The organism is Streptomyces silvisoli, from assembly GCF_029269905.1.
Taxonomy (GTDB): Bacteria; Actinomycetota; Actinomycetes; order Streptomycetales; family Streptomycetaceae; genus Streptantibioticus_A; species Streptantibioticus_A silvisoli_A.
This window is the reverse complement of the sequence record NZ_JARJBC010000005.1, coordinates 24,894-42,564: the sequence shown is the minus strand read 5'-3', so window position 1 is coordinate 42,564 and position 17,671 is coordinate 24,894. Positions and strand designations below refer to the sequence as shown.

The following is a 17,671-nucleotide window of genomic DNA, read 5'->3' as shown; positions in this document are numbered from 1 at the left end:
GTGGAGCACTGTCGGCGCACGCTCCGCCACGGATAGTGTCGACGGGATCACTTGACGCAGGCATGTCACCCATTCCCGGCATGTCCCCCCAAAGGAATCCCGATGCACTCACCGCACACGGAACGACGTGACGCTCCCCCCACCGCGTCCCCGCCCGGGAGCTTATCCACCGTCGACCTGGAACTCGTCATACCCGCCTACAACGAGGAGCGGCGACTGGCCCGCACCCTCCTCGCGCTCGCCGACCACCTGCGCCAACTCCCCTTGCGCAGCGCCCTACGCGTCATCGACAACGGCAGCAGCGACCGCACAGCGGAGTGCGCCGACCGGATCGCCGCCCGCGGCGTACCGGTGACCGTCACCGGCTGCTCCCGCCGTGGCAAGGGCGCGGCGGTGGCCCGCGGCATGGTCACCAGCCGGGCCCGCTGGGTCGGCTTCTGCGACGCCGACCTCGCCACCCCGGCCGCCGCCGTCGACGACGCGCTCGCCCTGCTCCAGGACGGACACCAGGTGGTGATCGGCTCCCGGCGCTGCCACGGCGCCGAGTTGAAGGTGCGCCAACCGCTGGTGCGGCGGCTCGGCGGCGCCGGCTTCAGGCTGCTGACCCGCCGGTTGTCCGGGCCGATCGCCGACACCCAGTGCGGCTTCAAGTTCTTCGAGGCGGGTGCCGCCCGGCGGATCTTCGCCGACATCACCACCGTCGGTTTCGCCTTCGACCTCGAAGTGATCGCCCGCGCTCGGGCGTTGGGGCTGGCACTCCAGGAGTTCCCGGTGGCCTGGAGCGACCAGGAGGGCTCCAGCTTCCGGCCGCTGACCGACGGCCGCCGGGTGGCCCGCGATCTGTGGCGACTGCACCGTTCACTGGCCGGCTTCCAGCCCGTCCCCGAGGCGGCACGGTGAGCCAGGCGACCGCGGTCGCCAAGCCGCGCACCCGGTCCCTGGCCGACGCCTTCCCCGGCGTCACCGAATGGCGCGACCGCCATGTGGTGGTCTGCAACTGGCGTGACGCACCGCACCCGCAGGCCGGGGGCGCCGAACTGTACTGCGAGGAGGTCGCCGCGGAACTGCACCGCGCGGGCGTACGCGTCACCTACCTGACCGCCCGCCCACCCGGCACCGCCCGGCGGGAACACACCCGGTACGGCACGGTGGTGCGCGGCGGCGGGCGGTTCACCGTGTACCCGTTCGTACTGCTGTGGCTGCTGTTCCACCGCGCCCGGGTGGACGCAGTGATCGACTCGCAGAACGGCATCCCGTTCTTCACCCCGCTCACACTGCGCCGACGCACACCGGTCGTGCTGCTGATCCACCATGTGCACCAGGACCAGTTCGGGGTCTGGTTCCCCGGGCCGCTGGCCGCGCTCGGCCGCTGGCTGGAGAACCGCGGCAGTCGGCTGGTCTACCGGCAGCGCGCCATCAGCGCCGTCTCCCCCTCCTCCCGCGCCGAGATCCGCGCCCGGCTCTCCCTTCCGGGGCCGGTGTACCTGGCCCCCTGCGGGCAACCCGCACCCGACCCGGCCCCGGACCCGCGCACCGCGCGCCGGGACCGTGCGCCACGCATCGTGTGCGTCGGCCGCCTCGTCCGGCAAAAACGCGTCGACCATCTGCTGCGCGCCATCCCCAGCCTCCAACGCGAGCTGCCCGGTGTGCGGTTGCACCTCGTCGGGGACGGCGAGGCGCGGCCGGAACTGGAGAAGCTCGTCGCCGAACTGGGCGTCGCCGATGCCGTGGTGTTCCACGGCCGGGTGTCCCGGCACAAGCGCGACGAGCTGGTCGCATCCGCGTGGATCACCGCCACCGCCTCGATGGGCGAGGGCTGGGGCCTGTCGGTCATGGAGGCGGCAGCGGCGGGCGTGCCCGCCGTCGCGTACGCGGTGCCCGGCCTGCGGGACACCGTACGGCCCGGCGCCACCGGCTGGTTGGTGGAACCCGACGGCGACCTTGGCGCCGCCCTGCTTGACGCGCTGCGCGCGGTCCAGACGCCGGAGCGGGCCGAGGAGTGGGCGGTGCGCTGCCGCGAGTGGGCCGGGCGGTTCGGCTGGGACGCCACCGCCGGGCATCTGCTCGCCGCGCTCACCGCCGAGCGGCAACGGCTGCGGCACCTCGCCCCGCAGCGCAGGACCGTCACCGACGCCTGCGCCCTGGTGCGGCTGCCCACCGCCGCGCTCGCCCGCGCCGACCTCGGTGCGCTGCGCGCCACCGACCTGGTGGACCGCTCGGGGCCGGACGCGGCGCTGCTGCTGGTCGGCGCCGACGAGCAGGACGCCGAAGCGGTGGTCCGCCGCATCGCGCCAACCTCCCTCGCGCGGGGCGACGTTGACATTCGGCTGGCCCGGCACGGCGACGCCCTGGGCTGGCGGCAGCATCCACCGGTAGGTCCGGCCCGGCGCCCGTCACCCGCCACACCGGGGCACGCCCGGCCCCAACGGGCCCGCTGGGGCGCCGCGTTGGCGGGTCTGTTCGTGCTGGCAATGGGCCTGCGGCTGGCGTTCATCCAGCGCTCTTACGACCTGTTCATCGACGAGATCACCTATGTCAATGTCGGCCGTGACCTGGCCACCGGCCATGGCGTGACCCTCTACGGCCATCCCTTCGACCTGCACCCTCCGGCGTTCTTCGCGCTGCTCGCCGCCGTCATCAAGGCGGTTGGCGCACACGGCGACACGCTCCGGCTGGCGCTGGCGCTACGGCCGGTGGACGCCGTGGCCGGTTCGCTGACCGCGGTCGCCGTCACCGCGCTGCTGCGACGCACCGTACGGCCGTCGATCGCGCTCACCGCCGGACTGCTGCTGGCCTGCGACCCGTTCCTCAACCGCTTCGACAGCAGGCTGATGTTGGAGGCCCCGGCCACCGCCGCCGCGGCCCTGGGGATGCTCGTGCTGGCCCGCACCCCCGCGACCGGGCGCGCCCGCACCGGGACGGGGGTACTCGCCGGACTGCTGTTCGCGCTGTCCGTCACCACCAAGGAGTTGTACGCACTCGTCACCCTGGTTCCGCTGGCGGTACTGGCGTTCAGCGCCCGGGACGCGGTACGGCGGCTGCGGTTGACCGCCGTGGCCACCACGCTGGCGGGTTACGCGGTGTACGTGGCGGCAACCGCCGCCGCCGGTGGCTGGCCGGCCTGGTGGGCGCAGAAGACCGCGGGCATCGCGCGTGCCGTCGGCACCCGGCAGATCACCGGCTTCAACCGGCCGACCGCCACCGCCTCGGCCAGTCTCGGGCACCGACTGCTCGCCAACCTGGGGCAGTTCGGTGTGCCGTACGCGCTGATCGCGGTCGGCGGCTGCGCCACCGCCTGGCTGCTGCTACGCCGGGCCCGGCAGCCCTGGCAGTTCACCGCCGAGCCGGCCCGCTCGGTGGTCACCGCCTGGGCGGCGGGCGCGCTGTTCTTCCTGCTGTACGCCATCGGCTTGGGCACGCTTGAGGAGCAGATGTTCTACCCGCTGGTCGTCACCAGCACGGGAGCGCTGGCCCTTGCCGTGGATCTGGCCCATCCGGTGGCTCCCGGCTCCCACAGCACCGCGAACCCCACCGGCACCCGACGTGGTGGCGCCCGCGGCCTGCGGGCCGTCGCCGTGCTCACCGCGCTGGCCCTGGCCCTCGACGCCTGGGCGTGGACGGACGTCCACACCCGGCACGACGACGCCTACCGGCGCACCCTCGCCTGGGCCCGGACCCACATTCCGCCGGGCAGCACCGTGGACGTCACCGAGGGCAGCGCCCAGTTCCTGATGCAGGGCGTACGGCTGGGCAGTTGGCACACCCTCGCCGCGCTCGACCGCGGCCACGCCGACTACCTGCTGCTGTCCACCCAACTCGTCGCCCAGGGCTACAGCCCGCTCGACCCGGCACTCGTCGGCCAACTCCAGTGGCACGCCCGGCTGTTGCACTCCGAGTCCGGTGCCACCAACGGCCAACTGCGGGTCTACGACGTACGTCCGCTCACCGGCGGGAAGGGCGGTGGCCGATGAGCGCCCGGCTGGACCGGGGTGCCGCACTGCTGACCGCCGCCACGGTGCTGGTCGGCGCGGCGAACTACGGTCTGTCCCTCGTTCTGGTGCGGCTGATGCCGCCGTCCGCCTACGCCGGGTACGCCGCGGTGTCCTCGGTGCTGCTGACCGTCGGCACCCTGGCCTCTGCCACGGTGCCGTGGGTGCTCGCCCGGGAGGTGGCGGTGAGCGGTGCGGGCAGCGCCAGGCGTCGGCAGTCGCTGCGCTCCTGCCTGCGGCTCAGCCTCGGGCTCTCGGTGGGCTGCGCGGCGGCGGCCTGTGCGGCGGTCAGCCGGTACGCCGGTCCCGCGCTGTTGGCGGTGCTCGCCGCCGCCTGTGTGCTGATCATGCTGCTGTCCGCGGCGGCCGGCTACCTCCAGGGCCGTCAGGACTTCGGCCGACTGGGCGCACTGCGGGTGACCGAGGTGGCGGTGCGGATCGCGGTCGCGGTGACCGCCGCCGCGCTCGGCTGGGGCAGCACCGGGGTGATCGGCGCCTTCGCGGTCGGCGCCGGGGTGGCCGCGGCTGGCGGGCTGCTGGCGATGCGGCGCGATCTGGTCGGGCCGCGCGGCGGTGCCCGGGACGGCGACGCGGTACGGCAGCGGCGCGAGCTGTGGCGGCAGGCCGCCGCCATCAGCGGCATCCAGACGCTGGTGTCGGTGCTGCTCACCCTGGACGTGCTGGTCGCCTCGGCGGTACGCGGCGCGGCGGCGGGCCTGGCCACCTACCAGGCGCTGCTGGTACTGGCCCGGGTGCCGGTGTTCCTGGCCACCGCGCTGGCCATGGTGGTCTTCCCCAGGCTCGCCGCGGCCCGTCCGGCGGGCGGTGGTCGAGTGCCGAGTGCCGACTTCCGCCGGGTACTCCGGCTGCACTGGATCACCGCTGTCGCGGTCACCGCGGTAGTGGCCGCCTGCCCGCCGAGCGTGCTGGGGCTGTTGCTGCCGGCCCGGTACGCGTCCGCCGCCGGGCTGCTGCTGCCGCTGGGGCTCGCCGGGCTGGCCGCGGCGACGGTCAACCTCGTCACCACACTGTTCCAGGCGTGGGGTCCGGTGCGCCCGGCACTGGTGCTGCTCGGTGCCGTCTGCCTGGTGGGTGCCGGGGGCTTCGCCGCCGCGTCGCAGGACCCGGCGGCGCTCGCCTGGTCGGCGGCGGCCGTCTTCGGTACGGCCGCGCTGCTGTTGCTCGCCCTGGTGCGCCGCCGGGTCAGCGGGCTCGGCCCGGCCGCCGGTGCGGCCACGGCCCTGCTCGCGGGCGCGGTGGCCTGGACGGTGCTGGCCGCGCTGCGCTCGCGTCCGGTGCTGTGGGGCTGCGCCGCCCTCGCCGTGTGCGCCCTGGCCGGTCTGGCGGTACGGCCGCGCCGCCGCAGGCCGGGACCGTACCGGGTGCTCCACCTGGGGTTCGAGGACCCGCGGCAACCGGGCGCGGGCGGCGGCTCGGTGCGCACACATGAGGTCAACCGTCGGCTGGCCGCCCGCGGGGTCGAGGTCACCGTCGCCTGCGCCCGCTGGCCGGGAGCCGACCCGGCTGTGGTCGACGGCGTACGGTACCTGCCGTTCGGGCCGCGCCTGGGGCCGCTCGGGCGGGTGCGGTTCAGTGGCCAACTCGGTTACTTCGCGGCCGTGTTGGTCGGGCTGTGGCTGCTGGTGCGGCGCACCGACCCGGATGTGGTGGTGGAGGACTTCGCCGCACCGTTCTCCTCGCTGTGCGTGCCGCATCTGACCCGCCGTCCGGTGGTCGGTGTGGTGCAGTGGCTGTTCGCCCGGGACAAGTCCCGCCAGTACAAGTTGCCGTTCGGGGTGGTGGAACGGCTCGGGGTGGCCTCACACCAGCGGCTGGTCGCGGTCAGCGAGGACCTCGCCGAGGAGTTGCGCCGCCGCAGTCCGGCCGCCTCCGTCACGGCGGTGCCCAACGGCCTCGAACCGGCCGCGTTCGACCACCGCGTCCCCGCCACCGGCGACCGCCGCGACCTGCTCTACCTCGGCCGCCTTGAGATCGCCCAGAAGGGCCTCGACCTGCTGCTGCGCGCCTATGCCGAGGCCGCGCCGCGACTCGGCGCACGGCTGCGGATCGCCGGTGACGGACCGGACGAGGCCGAACTGCGTCGTCTCGCCGAGCAGTTGGGCATCGCGGACCAAGTCGACTGGCTGGGCCGGGTGGACGGCACCGCCCGCTTCGACCTGCTGGCCGGTGCCCGGCTGGTGTGCATGCCAAGCCGCTACGAGACCTTCGGCATGGTCGCCGCCGAGGCGCTGGCCACCGGGACGCCTGTGCTCGCGTACGACATCCCGTGCCTGCGCGCGCTGGTCGGTGAGGCCGTCGGAGTGCGGGTGCCCGCGGGCGATGTCACCGGCTACGCGGAGGCACTGGCCAAGCTCGCGGCCGACCCCGAGCACTGCGCGGCCCTGGGCGCCGCCGGTCCGGCCAGTGTGCGCCATCTGGACTGGGACCGCATAGCGGATGCCCAACTCGCCGTCTACCGTGACGCGTCAGGGCCGGTCGCCGACGCACCGCTGGACACCCGGGCGCAGTTGCGCCACCTGCTGCGGGACCGCCGCGGCCGGGCGGGCCGCGCCCTGCTGATCGGCAACTACGGCAACGGCAACACCGGTGACGAGTCGATCCTGGTCAGACTCGGCGAACTCGCCGGTGAGCGAAGGCACCGGTTCACGGTGGTCAGCCGCGATCCGGACGCGGTCACGGGGCTGCACGGGCTGGCCGCCGTACGCACCACCTCCGTTCGCGCCGTACGCGCCTTTCTGCGCGCGGACGCCATCGCGGTTGGCGGTGGCGGGATGTTCGGGCGCGGACTGCCGCCCCTGGTGCGGGCGCTGCCCGCGGTGCTGCTGGTGGGCAGGCTGCTCGGCAAGGAACTGCACGTAGTGGCGATCGGCGCGTATCCCGACACCCCCCAACCGACATGCTGGCTGCTCCAGTTGGCCTGCCGCCACGCGTGCACGGTGACGGTACGGGACACCGGCACCCGGCAGCTGCTCTCGTCGGGACCGGCCCGCTGGGTGCGCCCTGCGCTGGTCCCCGACCCGGCCGAGTCGCTGGCCCCGGCACCGGCCGAACGGGTGCGGAAGGCGACCGGTGTCGATCCGGCGACGCGTCCGCTGCTGGTGAGCCTCAAGCCGATGCCGGACCCCGGAATGCGGCAGCGCGTCTTGGCTGCGGTCGCCGACGCACTACGGGAGTGGGACGACGAGCGCCCGGTGGTCTTCCTCTGCCTCTCCGACCGTGGCGACTACGGACTCGGCACGGCACTGGGCGACGCGGCGCTCTCGGTCGAGGTGGCACGCCGCTCCGGGCTCGGCGCCCGGGCCACGCTGGCAGGCCCCGGCCTGCATCCGGCCGTCGCCAAGGCGTTGGTGGGTGCGGCCAGCGGGATCGTGGCGATGCGGCTGCACGCCCAGATCTACGCGGTGGCGGAACGCACCGAGTTGTTCGGCATCTCCTTCGAGCCCAAGTCCGATGCCTGGCTGGCCGCTTCGGGGGTTCCGGCGCACCGCGCGGAGTCGCTGGACGCGGCCACGCTGGCGGGCTGGCTGGCCGGGTTGCCGGTGGTACGCGGTCAGTCCGCGGTGCCCCGGGAGCGGAGCGCGGACACCGCGCCGGCGTAGTCGGCCAGGGTGAGCCCGGCCCGGCCGGAGAGCAGGTCGGGCTCGCTCATCCACATCATTCCGGCCAGCCGCAGGGTGCGGACCCGGTGCAGGCAGACCCGCAGGGCGGACTTCGGCGCCTGTCGGGTGGCGTTCTGCCCGGTGTTCTCCCCGGCCAACGGCACTCCTACCGCAGCGGTCAGCCCGGCCAGGTACTCGGCGGGGCTGACCAGTTGCGGGGAACGGCCGCCGGAGGGCGCGTCCAGCCAGGTGGTGTAGGCGAGGGCGCGGGAGCGGTACGCGCCGAGTGCTCGAACCTGGCCGTCCCAGGCCAGTCCGGAAGACAGCATGCCGCCCTGCTCGGCCCGGCTGTGCCCGTCGAGGTCGTCGTCGACCGCGGCGGTCACCTGACCGGGCCGCAACCCCCAGCCGGGCAGCAGCAGTTGTAACTGCCCCCTGGGGAAGGCGGCGGCGGTGGCGCCGAGCAACCACCGCTCGTACTCGGTCAACGCGCCGAGGTAGCCGCGTACGGAACGCTCCGCATCCGCCTTGCCGCCCGTGCCCGGCCGCCAGCCGTGGACCGGGGCGGTGGCACGCGCACCGGAGTCGAAGTACCAGACGGCGTCGTGGTGTCCGGCGCCGTCGTCCGCGGGCGGATAGCGCAGCTCGCCGCTGAGCAGGCCGCCGACCCGGACCGCGGCGAATGTCCCGCCGCCCAGGTCGGCGGCGATCCGGCGCAGGTAGTCGCCTTCTGCGGTGCGGACCGCGGTGTCGAACACGGCGTTCGCCACCGCGGTACCGGAGGTCGCGGAGCCCCGCCACTGCACGCCGTACTGGTCCTGGAAGCGGGTCGCGCCCGGGAGCGCGAACACCCAGGACGGCGGATGGTGCAGCCCCGGATCGAGCACGGCCCCGATGCCCTGGGCTTTCAACAGCCGGATCAGGCGGACGGCTCCGGCAACGTACGCGGCGTCGGTCCGCCCCGGTTCGGGCTCGTAACGGCTCCAGTCCAGCCCGACGACCGCCCGGTCCACCCCGGTTCCGGCCAACGGCCGTACTGAGCCGGGACCGACCTGCAACACCCCGAACCACGGGCCGCCGCGCGGAGGTTGCCGCCTCCCGGGCTGGCATCCGGCCGAGGCCATCACGAGGGCGACCCCGACCAACACGGCCACCGCCGCCAGCAGCGACCGGGACCGTCCTCGGCGGTCGCGCGGATTCTCGGTCATGCCCATGACCACAACACGGTACCGGGACTTCCGGTGGGTTCGGCGCCACCCCTCCCCCGGCCGAAGCGCCGCCTACCGCGCGTCCGTCGACCGCGCCAGCGCCGTGTTGTATGAGGTGTCGTCCCCGGCGACCGACCGGCTCCGCTCACCGGAGACGGAGACGGGCACGTCTCCCACGAGCGTGATGCGCTGGACCCGGCGCGCCTGGTCACCGTAGTCCGCGACGGCGTAGTGCTGCGTCGCGCGGTTGTCCCAGAAGACCACATCGCCCGCGTGCCAGCGCCAGCGCACCGTGTTCTCCAGCGCCGTCACATGCCGCTGCAACAGCCGCAGCAGATCACGCGAGTCATCTCCGGTCCACCCGACGAACCGCCGCACGAACCCGCCCAGTACCAGGGCCCGTTCGCCGGTTTCCGGGTGAACCCGTACCACCGGGTGCTCGGTCACGTACTCGGTGGAGGTGAACACCTCGCGGTGTCGCCGCGCGACCTCGCTGTCATCGCCTTCGCGCGCGTCGGAGACGTAGTCGTACGCGTTGGAGTGCACCGCCCACAACCGGTCGGCCAGCTCCCGCAGTTCGACGGGCAGCGTGGCGTATGCCCGTACCGTGTTGGCCCACACGGTGTCGCCACCATAGGGCGGAATGGTGACAGCGCGCAGGATGGAGCCCAGCGGAGGCCGCCGGACGAAGGTGACATCGGTGTGCCAGTTGTTGGCGCGGCTGGTGGTGCGGCCGTAGTCCAGGTCGAGCACCGCGGGGCTCCCGTCGAGCGACGGTACGGTCGGGTGCGCGGTGGTGGGACTGCCGAAGCGGCGGGCGAACGCCTCCTGGTGTTCGGCATCGAGCCGCTGGCCGCGGAAGAAGACGACCCGGTGCTCCAACAGCGCGGCGCGAATCGCGGCGACGACCGGCGCGGACAGTTCGTCGGCCAGATCAACGCCGCTGATCTCAGCGCCGATGTGCCCGGCGATCTTACGGACATCGAGGGTGGTGGGGGCAGTGGTCATGGTTCGTCCTCACTTCGTGGTACGGATGCGACTGATTCACCGAAAGCGCGGCCACAGCCGCCGATACACCACGAGTGACAGGCGGAAAACGACATGCCGCCGATGCTTCCAGCGGCCCCGAACACCGGTCAACGCCCGGGTGTTACGGCCGTATGGCAGTTCCACGAACGGCGAACGCGAATGCCGGACACCAGCCAGAGAAGGAAAAGGGAGAATCGCCTACTCTGGCTCTACCGGAGACGTTCTCCTGTGTAGGTCCTCCGGGTAGTGGACGATGCCTTCGTAGGACACGGTCCGCCCTGGCTCGATTTCGCCGGCGAGCCGTCCGGCCAGCCGCAGACCGTGCACGGACAACGCCTCCCATGCGGCTGGTTCCACTTCCCGGGTGGCGAGTTGGCGGTCGAGTAGGGCGTCCACATCGCGTGACCACGCGTACAGGCCCTCGACCAGCTCATCAGTCAGCCGCAGTCCGGCGGCGGGGTCGTCGGGCAGGAAATCGCCGAACCCCTCAGCGCGCAACGGACCCCATCGGTACTCGGCCTGCACGGCGACATGTAGTGGGTGCGGGGGCTCGTCGTCCGCGTAGCGGCTCCAATGGAGACGATCACAGCCCCAGCAGACGAACTTGGCCGTCCCGTGACTGTCGTCGAAGTACCGCACCACCCACGCGGCCCCCAGATGCCTGGCCAAGGCGCGGGCCGCGTTCCGGCCGGCCTTGACGTGGTTGCGCAGTTCGGGGCCTTTGGTGAATCCCCCTTCGGGTCGGGCCTGTGACCATTTGCGTAGGTGGGCGGCCAGTTCGGTCGGCAGTTGGAGTTCGCGGTCGTCCAGTCCCACGTGGGCGGTGAACGACTCCACAGCCGGATCGCTCCAGACGCCGGACGGCATGTGGAGGGGCGACGCACCGCCGTTGGCCCGTACCAGTATGTGGCGTGGCGCGATGTGTTCGCTCATGCGGTCTTCCCGGGCGCCGAGTGCTTCAACTGGTCGCGGTACCAGGCGGCGTGGCGGCCGAACTGTTCGGCGAAGCCCGCCCCCGGGACATGGGCGAAGTCCGACCACAGCCGTGCGCTGTCGAACCAGTGGTCTCGCGCCATCATGTCCAGGTGGCGCCTGCGCCCACCCTGCGCGGTAAAGCGTTCCAGGGCCTGGTCGTAGGGAAGGTCCTCGTCGATCCGGGGAAGCCCGAGGTGGGACGTCACGATGTCGAGCAGTTCCTTCAGCGGCACGGGACGCGGGTGGGCGGCGTGGTAGACGCCGGAGTGGGGCTTGGGGCTCAGTGCGCACGCCCTGATGGCGTGCGCGAGGTCGTCCACGTCGATCAGCGACAAGCGGGCTCGACCGCCGTCGACCGTGGCCTTGATGGTCGAGGCGATCCAGGCGGTCGCGGGGATCACCCAGCGGTCCCCCGCGCCGTACACCAGGTGCGGCCGTAGGACGGTTCCGCCGTTCGCCAGTACCACGTTCTCGGCGGCCAGGCGCGTGCTGCTGGTGACGGACACGGGCCGGGGGGAGATCGCGCCCTCCCGCAGCTCGGTGAAGGGCCCCTCGCCGTAGACGGCCGCGGTGCTGAGGTACACGAGGCGGCCCACGCCCGCGCTCTGCGCTTCGGACACCAGCGACTTGGTGCCCTGGGAGTTGACGGCTTCGCACAGTTCCGGGTCCTCGCCGATGTGCGCGGCGCAGTGCACCAGGACGTCGACGTCGTCGCACAGACCGCGCAGCGACGCCGGGTCCGTCAGATCCGCGTGCGTGGTCTCCACGTCGCTCGGGGCGTCTTCAAGAGCGCGGGTGTGCGCGAGCAGCCGCAGTCGGCAGGTGTCCGCCGCCATGGCCTGGACGACCCGTCGTCCGATGAAACCGGAAGCACCGGTGATGAGTACGCGCACTGTGTTCCCCTGTCCCGCTCATGTACCGGGTCTCATGACGATGGTGATCCTGGACGCTGGAGCGCCGTTCTGCCGGGCGATCACGCTCACCTGCGTTGTACCGTCGCTCCTGGCATGCTCTGGTTCGGCCTCGATCCAGCAAGGGGCATTGAACTCTACGTATCGTTCGAAGGCGACCTGTATCCGGGTGGGCAGGAGCCCGGGTTCCGTGACGGCTTCGGCGGCCTGCCTGGCCGCCTCCAGCAGGGCCATGCCGGGCATGTGGTCGACGGGATGGTCGAAGAGCACCGGGTGGAGTGGATCGACCCTCAGTTGCCATGAGCGCGGTCCGCGGCCGGGGGCCAGCAGGACGTTCTGCTCGCAGCGGCGGCCGACGGTCTCCGCGGCTACCGCGCGTGGCTGCGGAGCCGTCGGGGCCGCGCAGGCCCTCGCACCGCGCAGGCGCCGGTAGAGGCGGACGGGGACGCAGGTGAAGGTTCCACTGCCGGTGATGACTTTCTCGGTGCCCCGGAAGAAGCGGAACGTGCACCGCATGTGGGCGAGGTGCTGACCTCGTTGTTTGATGTCGTCGGCGTCGAGTTGCAGATCGAGTTCCGCGGGGAGGCGGCCCACCGGTACGGCCTTGTGGGTGGTCAACTCTATTGATTCGACTATGAATTGATACTCTAGGGGGACGCCGTATTCGGCATGGGCGATCAACAAACCGGCCTGCCGGATGGTTTCCACGGCAATCATGGGGTCATACCAGCCACCACGGAGGGGGGCATAGAGCATGTGAGCACGCGGCCACTGCGTGATCAGCGCGAAGGAGTCCTTGCCGACACATCGCCAGACATTGGTAAGGAACACTTCGGCGATGGCACGGCGGTGCACGTACTCCCGGGGGGCGGTACCAGTGAACTCGCGCTGCCATGGATCCATCAGCCCGGGTATGGACATGTGCACTTCTCCGCCTCGTCGGGGGCTGCTCCTTTTGCGCTGCTAGGATACCTACCGGACAGTCAGTTGGTTTAGCGTTCGCAAAGATGACGTAACGCTCACACTCCCGAGCCTTGACGGCGCGAGGTGCGCGCCCGGAGAAAATAAAGTGCGAGAACCGAAGCAAGAGCGAGCCAGGGAAACTCGCCGGCGCATCCTTAACGCCGCCGCCGTGGTGTTCGCCAAGAACGGCTACGCAGCCTCCGCGGTGGAGGACATCCTGAAGGAGTCCGGCACCACAAGAGGTGCGCTGTACTTCCATTTCGCCTCGAAAGAGGACCTGGCGAAGGCGGTCATCGAGGAACAGACCAGCCTGCTGCCCTCGCACGTCGCAGAGTGCCCCCTCCAAGCCGCCATCGACGCCTCGCACTTCATGGCACGTGAGCTTCAGGGCAACCCGATGATGCAGGCCGGGGTCCGGCTGGTGATCGAGGGCTCCTTCACCGCGCCCACCACCCAGCCCTATCGCGAGTGGACCGACATCGCCTGCACATTCCTGGAAAAGGCGCAGAGCGATGGCATCGTACTGAAGCACATTGTTCCCAGGAAGACCGCAGAACTCATCATCGGCTGCTTCACCGGTATTCAGCTGCTGTCCGAGACGCTCAACGGCCGAGCGGATCTCCAGCAACGCGTGACGGACTTGTGGGAGCACATTCTTCCCGGCCTCGGCGCGCCTTTTGTCCTGCCCCGCGTCGACCCGCGCGGCAGCAGTAGCGGCGACGCCGCACAGCCTCCTTCCGAGTCGGTCTGAGGCCTGACGGGCGCCCTGAAGCCCGTCTCGGGAGCCGACCAGGCCCGCCGGATGGTCCGGGTCAGGCGCTCTACCATGGACCGTGGGAGGCTTCATGGCCTACATCGCGGTGAGCGCGTTGAGCCACGTCGGGCTGGTCCGGGAGCACAACGAGGACAGCCTGGCGGCCGGGCCGTGGACGCTGTGCGGAACGGTGACGGACAACCCGCAGACCCTGTTGTTCCCGTTCGGCACCCCGCTGGTCGTCGCGGTCGCCGACGGGCTGGGCGGGCAGCCGGGCGGTGAAGTGGCGAGCGCGTTGACCGTGCGCCGGCTGTCCAGGGTCGGCCGGGCGCTGGACACCGAGTCGAACCTCCGCGACGCCCTGAAGGCGTGCAACCACGATGTGTACGCGGCGGCCGACGCCAATCCCGCTCTGCGCACCATGGGCACCACGGTCGCGGGCGTCGTCGTGCTGCCGGAGTCCGCGCTCGCGTTCAACATCGGCGACAGCCGGGTCCTCGCCGTGGGCCAGGACGGCCTGCGCCAGCTCAGCGTGGACGACAACCCACCGCTGGCGCCCGGGCAGCGCACCACCAACATCGTGACGCAGACGCTGGGCGGTGCCGTCGAGTTCAGGGACGTGAACCCGCACGTACGGTGCCACCCGCTGACCGAGGACGCCCGTTTCCTGGTCTGCACGGACGGTCTGACCGATCCGGTGCCCGACGAGGAACTGGACAGCCTGTTGCAGGAGTACGAGGACGGGCGGGCCGCATTCGAACTGTGGAAGGCGGCGATCGAGGCGGGCGGCCCGGACAACATCACCCTGGCAGTGGTGCGCATCGGCGAGTGGTCGCCGCGGTCGCCGTAGCGGAAGGGCTTCGGCCGCCGGTTACCCTCCGAGGTCGCCGCGATGGGCGGCGTCGGCGGCGGCATGTTCACCGACGGCCCGTAGGCCCTGCCGGTCAGGTACTCCAGCCGCGGCATCGCCGCTGTGCTGGACGCCAAGTGCCGTGGTTCACCGGTGAAGTTGGCGGTGACGTCATCTCCTGGCGGACCCGTGCCGGTCGGGCGGTGGCGATCCGGTGGAGCTCCGCGTCGACGGACTCCTCATGGCTCACCGGGCGCGGGATGACGAAGTCGGGGATGTAGTCCGACGGTTCGCCGAACAGCGCGGCCAGCAGTACCAGTTGGCGGGCACGCAGTGTCTCCGCGACCTGCCGCGCCCAGCCGCCGCGGCCAGCGCCGACGCCCCGGGGCCCAACCGGCGCTACGAGCGGTGTCGGCGTTTCGGCCAGGTCCTCGGCGTCGCCGTCCTCGCCGCCGGTCTCCACCATGACGCCGCGCACACCTCGTCCCGGCCGCACGCGCTGTCTACTGCCTTGCCTCCCCCTCCTCACGACCTCCCGCCGGAGGCGATGAGTTGGTCACGCCAGTGCGTACTCCCCCGCAGCAGCCCGATCCGATGACGTACAACTCGGGCCAGGTGTAACCCGCTTGGAGAGGGAAGCCACCGTGCCCCCAGAGGGCTCCCCGTCCCCTCTCACCCCTTGACCCCGGAAAACGCTGTTCACGTCCGCCCGCGGTGGCGACAATGGCCGCATGGGAACGACTTACGAGCGAATAGACGGACGGCTGCGGAAGTTCATAGAAGAACAGCACCTCTTCTTCACCGCGACCGCACCGCTGGCCGAGGACGGTCATGTCAATGTCTCCCCAAAGGGCCTCGCCGGCTCCTTCGCCGTGCTGGACGAGCACACCGTCTGCTATCTCGACCTGGGCGGCAGCGGCGCGGAAACCATTGCCCATTTGCGGGAGAACGGCCGCATCACCCTGATGTGGTGTGCCTTCACCGGCCCGCCCAAGATCGTCCGCATCCACGGCCGGGGTGTACCGGTGTTCCGTGACGACCCGCGCTGGGACGAACTCCTTCCGCACTTCGGCGAGGAGTTCCGCCGCCGCACCGATCTGCGCGCCATCATCGTGGTCACCGCCGAACGCGTCAGCGACACCTGCGGATACGCGGTTCCCCATCTGGACTACCGCGAGGAACGCCCGCTGCACACCCAGCGCTTCGCCCGGGAGACCGAGGAGTCCTTCGCCGTGTACTGCGAGAAGAAGGAGCACGTCGCCGTCAGCCTCGACGGTCTGCCGGGGCTGCCGCTGCCACTGCCGCCGCGCACGAGTTGAACGGTACGCCGCGCCAAACGGTACGGAACAGCCGGGATTTCCCGATCCCTTTGGGTCCCAACAGCAGACCCGGGTAGCATCCACTCGCCTGCCTGGAAAGGATCCAAGACAATGGTTCAGCGCGTGATCACCCTTTTCACCGACGACATCAGCGGTGAACAGGGTGACGACATTGCCACCCACACCTTCAGTGTCGACGGCATCGGCTACGAGATCGACCTCGGCGCCGACAACTACGACAAACTCCTTGAAGCGCTGGCACCTTTCCTCCGGCACGGCAGGAAAACGGGGAGTTCCCGCAGCGCCCAGACCAAGCAGTCCGTGGTCGGCGACTCGGCGGCCACCGGCTGCGACCCGGTGAAGGTGCGCGCCTGGGCCAAGGAGCAGGGCATCGAGGTCAGCCCGCGGGGCCGGATTCCGCGCGACGTCATCGAGCGGTACGAGTCCGCGAACTAGCCGCCCTTCTCGAACGGGGGGCGGGAGTCGTTTTCCACCGGGGGCTTTCTTCGGGCGCCGACTCCCCAACCCCCCAACGCCGCGCCATACTGGGTGAGTTGGGGTACGGAGGCGGCCGTCACGGCCAGGCAGTCACCGTCAGCCGAACGAGGGGCCACGTCACCCCGTTTCCCCTCCCGTCACACGCGGGCCGTAGTGCATAAGGGACATATCTCACATCAAACACTCTGGGCTGAGCGCTGCCCTTCCTCTACGGTTGACGACATAACGCGCAAAACGGACTCTCCGTATTCGATCCCACGCACCGGGTGAACCGGAGATGAGCGAGCCAGCCGCCACAGGCCATACAGTGCGGCCGATCGCATCACATTCCCACGGCCGAACCGGCTGATTCCCGTTCGCCGCTCGGTCCGTACTCACCGCGCATGAAGAGTTACTGAACGTGCAATTCAGGCATCCGTCAACGATGCCGTTGGAGGTACAGCTGTGGCATTCGCCAGTGCGAAGAGGACGACAGCCGCCCTCGTGGTGACGCTTTCCGGCGCCGCCCTGGCCGCGTGCGGCCCGCAGGTCCACGCGCACCCCCGCTCGGCCGACTCGGCGTCGGCCGCTTCCCCCTCCACGACCGCCACCGGTTCCGCCGCGGCCTCCGGCACTCCCTCCGCTGGTACGTCGGCCTCCGGTTCCGTCCTCTCGCCGTCGTCGGCCGACTCGTCGGCGCCCGCACGGCAGGCCTCCCCCAGCGCCTCCGCCTCGAATCCGGCACAAAGTCCCAGCGCTCAGCCGGGCAGCCCGTCCGCCAGCGCGCCGTCGGGTGCGCCACTGGTCAACACGTCCATCCAGCACGGCACGGAGGACGGCGGCAAGTCCGTGGCGCTGACCTTCGACGACGGCCCCGACCCGAAGTGGACGCCGCAGGTGCTGGCGCTGCTCCAACAGCACCACGCCAAGGCGACGTTCTGCGAGATAGGCCCCAACGCCCAGCGTTACCCCTACCTCACCAAGCAGATCACCGAGGCCGGGTTCCGGCTCTGTGACCACTCGGTGCACCACGACGAGCAGCAGAGCAAGAAGTCCCTGGACTACAACACGCACGAGATAGTCGACGCCCAGCGCGAGATATCCGCCGCCGCGGGTCCCGGGGCGAAGCTTTGGTACTACCGTGCGCCCGGCGGTGACTTCAGCCCGGCGATCCGCAACATCGCGGCCGAGCACGGCCTGCGCCCGCTGGGTTGGACGGTCGACTCCAACGACTGGCAGCGCCCTGGTGTGCCGGCCATCATGAAGACCATCAACCAGGAACTGAAGCCCGGCGGCATCATCCTGATGCACGACGGCGGTGGCGACCGCTCCCAGTCGGTGGCGGCCCTCGCCGCGCTGCTGGACCAACTGGACGCCCAGGGCTACACATACAGCTACCCGGGCCGCTGACCGGGAGGGCGCCGAGGGCCCGCCCTCGGCGCCCCTCGATCGCACCGCGCCGGGGTGCCGCGGGCTTGGCCCCCGCGACGGCGGCCAACCGCAAGCGCGCGCCCCGGCTGTGCCGAACCCACCCCGACCCGCGAACCTCCAGCCCGGGCCTCCGGCCCGCCCCGCG

General features: G+C 71.4%; 14 protein-coding genes. 8 read left to right on the top strand and 6 right to left on the bottom strand.

The window, feature by feature from the left end:
* The first annotated feature begins 102 nt into the window (after positions 1–102).
* From P3G67_RS10015 to P3G67_RS10005, 3 genes are read left to right on the top strand one after another with little or no spacing between them, the layout of a single operon-like run.
* A complete protein-coding gene (locus tag P3G67_RS10015; protein WP_269858237.1) occupies positions 103–900 on the top strand; it encodes a glycosyltransferase in 798 nt (265 codons plus the stop codon).
* Positions 897–3,971, top strand: a complete 3,075-nt coding sequence (locus tag P3G67_RS10010) for a glycosyltransferase (protein ID WP_276093107.1) — start codon at positions 897–899, stop codon at positions 3,969–3,971. The genes P3G67_RS10015 and P3G67_RS10010 overlap by 4 nt, the downstream gene beginning before the upstream one ends.
* Positions 3,968–7,609, top strand: a complete 3,642-nt coding sequence (locus P3G67_RS10005) for a glycosyltransferase (RefSeq protein WP_276093106.1) — start codon at positions 3,968–3,970, stop codon at positions 7,607–7,609. Before P3G67_RS10010 ends, P3G67_RS10005 begins: the two co-directional genes overlap by 4 nt.
* Here the strand turns inward: P3G67_RS10005 and P3G67_RS10000 are convergent.
* The 5 genes from P3G67_RS10000 to P3G67_RS09980 all read right to left on the bottom strand — a co-directional run bounded on the left by P3G67_RS10000 (position 7,561) and on the right by P3G67_RS09980 (position 12,653).
* Complete coding sequence (locus tag P3G67_RS10000) at positions 7,561–8,817, bottom strand: hypothetical protein (RefSeq protein WP_276093105.1); 1,257 nt, start codon at positions 8,815–8,817, stop codon at positions 7,561–7,563. The two genes, P3G67_RS10005 and P3G67_RS10000, sit on opposite strands and share 49 nt — an antisense overlap.
* A gap of 72 nt (positions 8,818–8,889) precedes the next feature.
* The gene (locus P3G67_RS09995) at positions 8,890–9,825 is read right to left on the bottom strand and encodes a TauD/TfdA dioxygenase family protein (RefSeq protein ID WP_276093104.1); all 936 of its coding nucleotides are present in this window, start codon (positions 9,823–9,825) and stop codon (positions 8,890–8,892) included.
* A 219-nt stretch (positions 9,826–10,044) separates the two neighbouring features.
* Entirely contained in the window at positions 10,045–10,779 is a 735-nt protein-coding gene (locus P3G67_RS09990; RefSeq protein WP_276093103.1) for a hypothetical protein, read from the bottom strand.
* Positions 10,776–11,714 carry an NAD-dependent epimerase/dehydratase family protein gene (locus tag P3G67_RS09985; RefSeq protein ID WP_276093102.1) on the bottom strand — a complete coding sequence of 313 codons (939 nt, stop codon included), beginning with the start codon at positions 11,712–11,714 and terminating at the stop codon, positions 10,776–10,778. The genes P3G67_RS09990 and P3G67_RS09985 overlap by 4 nt, the downstream gene beginning before the upstream one ends.
* 18 nt (positions 11,715–11,732) lie before the next feature.
* Entirely contained in the window at positions 11,733–12,653 is a 921-nt protein-coding gene (locus tag P3G67_RS09980) for a ScbA/BarX family gamma-butyrolactone biosynthesis protein (protein ID WP_276093101.1), read from the bottom strand.
* 148 nt (positions 12,654–12,801) lie between these two features.
* On the opposite strand from P3G67_RS09980, the gene P3G67_RS09975 reads away from it, so the two are divergent.
* Positions 12,802–13,446: a ScbR family autoregulator-binding transcription factor gene (locus P3G67_RS09975; RefSeq protein ID WP_269858229.1), complete on the top strand. Its 645-nt coding sequence runs from the start codon at positions 12,802–12,804 to the stop codon at positions 13,444–13,446.
* Positions 13,447–13,540: 94 nt separating this feature from the next.
* Positions 13,541–14,299 (top strand): PP2C family protein-serine/threonine phosphatase, encoded by a 759-nt coding sequence (locus P3G67_RS09970; protein ID WP_269858228.1) that lies wholly within the window; start codon positions 13,541–13,543, stop codon positions 14,297–14,299.
* Positions 14,300–14,393: 94 nt separating this feature from the next.
* On the opposite strand, the gene P3G67_RS09965 is transcribed toward P3G67_RS09970, so the two are convergent.
* Positions 14,394–14,765, bottom strand: coding sequence for a hypothetical protein (locus tag P3G67_RS09965; RefSeq protein ID WP_276093100.1), 372 nt, complete (start codon positions 14,763–14,765; stop codon positions 14,394–14,396).
* Between the two features lie 265 nt (positions 14,766–15,030).
* Between P3G67_RS09965 and P3G67_RS09960 the strand changes: the two genes are divergently transcribed.
* From P3G67_RS09960 to P3G67_RS09950, 3 genes are all read left to right on the top strand, one after another.
* Positions 15,031–15,618 carry a pyridoxamine 5'-phosphate oxidase family protein gene (locus tag P3G67_RS09960; RefSeq protein ID WP_276093099.1) on the top strand — a complete coding sequence of 196 codons (588 nt, stop codon included), beginning with the start codon at positions 15,031–15,033 and terminating at the stop codon, positions 15,616–15,618.
* Positions 15,619–15,729: 111 nt separating this feature from the next.
* Complete coding sequence (locus tag P3G67_RS09955; protein WP_276093098.1) at positions 15,730–16,074, top strand: histone-like nucleoid-structuring protein Lsr2; 345 nt, start codon at positions 15,730–15,732, stop codon at positions 16,072–16,074.
* Positions 16,075–16,560: 486 nt separating this feature from the next.
* A complete protein-coding gene (locus P3G67_RS09950) occupies positions 16,561–17,505 on the top strand; it encodes a polysaccharide deacetylase family protein (RefSeq protein ID WP_276093097.1) in 945 nt (314 codons plus the stop codon).
* The last annotated feature ends 166 nt before the right edge of the window (positions 17,506–17,671 follow it).

Bases quoted from the DNA above. Each gene is read 5' to 3' on its own strand.
- P3G67_RS10015 (WP_269858237.1), top strand. From the start codon at position 103: ATGCACTCACCGCACACGGAACGACGTGACGCTCCCCCCACCGCGTCC.
- P3G67_RS10005 (WP_276093106.1), top strand. From the start codon at position 3,968: ATGAGCGCCCGGCTGGACCGGGGTGCCGCACTGCTGACCGCCGCCACG.
- P3G67_RS10000 (WP_276093105.1), bottom strand. From the start codon at position 8,817: ATGACCGAGAATCCGCGCGACCGCCGAGGACGGTCCCGGTCGCTGCTG.
- P3G67_RS09995 (WP_276093104.1), bottom strand. From the start codon at position 9,825: ATGACCACTGCCCCCACCACCCTCGATGTCCGTAAGATCGCCGGGCAC.
- P3G67_RS09990 (WP_276093103.1), bottom strand. From the start codon at position 10,779: ATGAGCGAACACATCGCGCCACGCCACATACTGGTACGGGCCAACGGC.
- P3G67_RS09980 (WP_276093101.1), bottom strand. From the start codon at position 12,653: ATGTCCATACCCGGGCTGATGGATCCATGGCAGCGCGAGTTCACTGGT.
- P3G67_RS09970 (WP_269858228.1), top strand. From the start codon at position 13,541: ATGGCCTACATCGCGGTGAGCGCGTTGAGCCACGTCGGGCTGGTCCGG.
- P3G67_RS09965 (WP_276093100.1), bottom strand. From the start codon at position 14,765: ATGGTGGAGACCGGCGGCGAGGACGGCGACGCCGAGGACCTGGCCGAA.
- P3G67_RS09960 (WP_276093099.1), top strand. From the start codon at position 15,031: ATGGGAACGACTTACGAGCGAATAGACGGACGGCTGCGGAAGTTCATA.
- P3G67_RS09955 (WP_276093098.1), top strand. From the start codon at position 15,730: ATGGTTCAGCGCGTGATCACCCTTTTCACCGACGACATCAGCGGTGAA.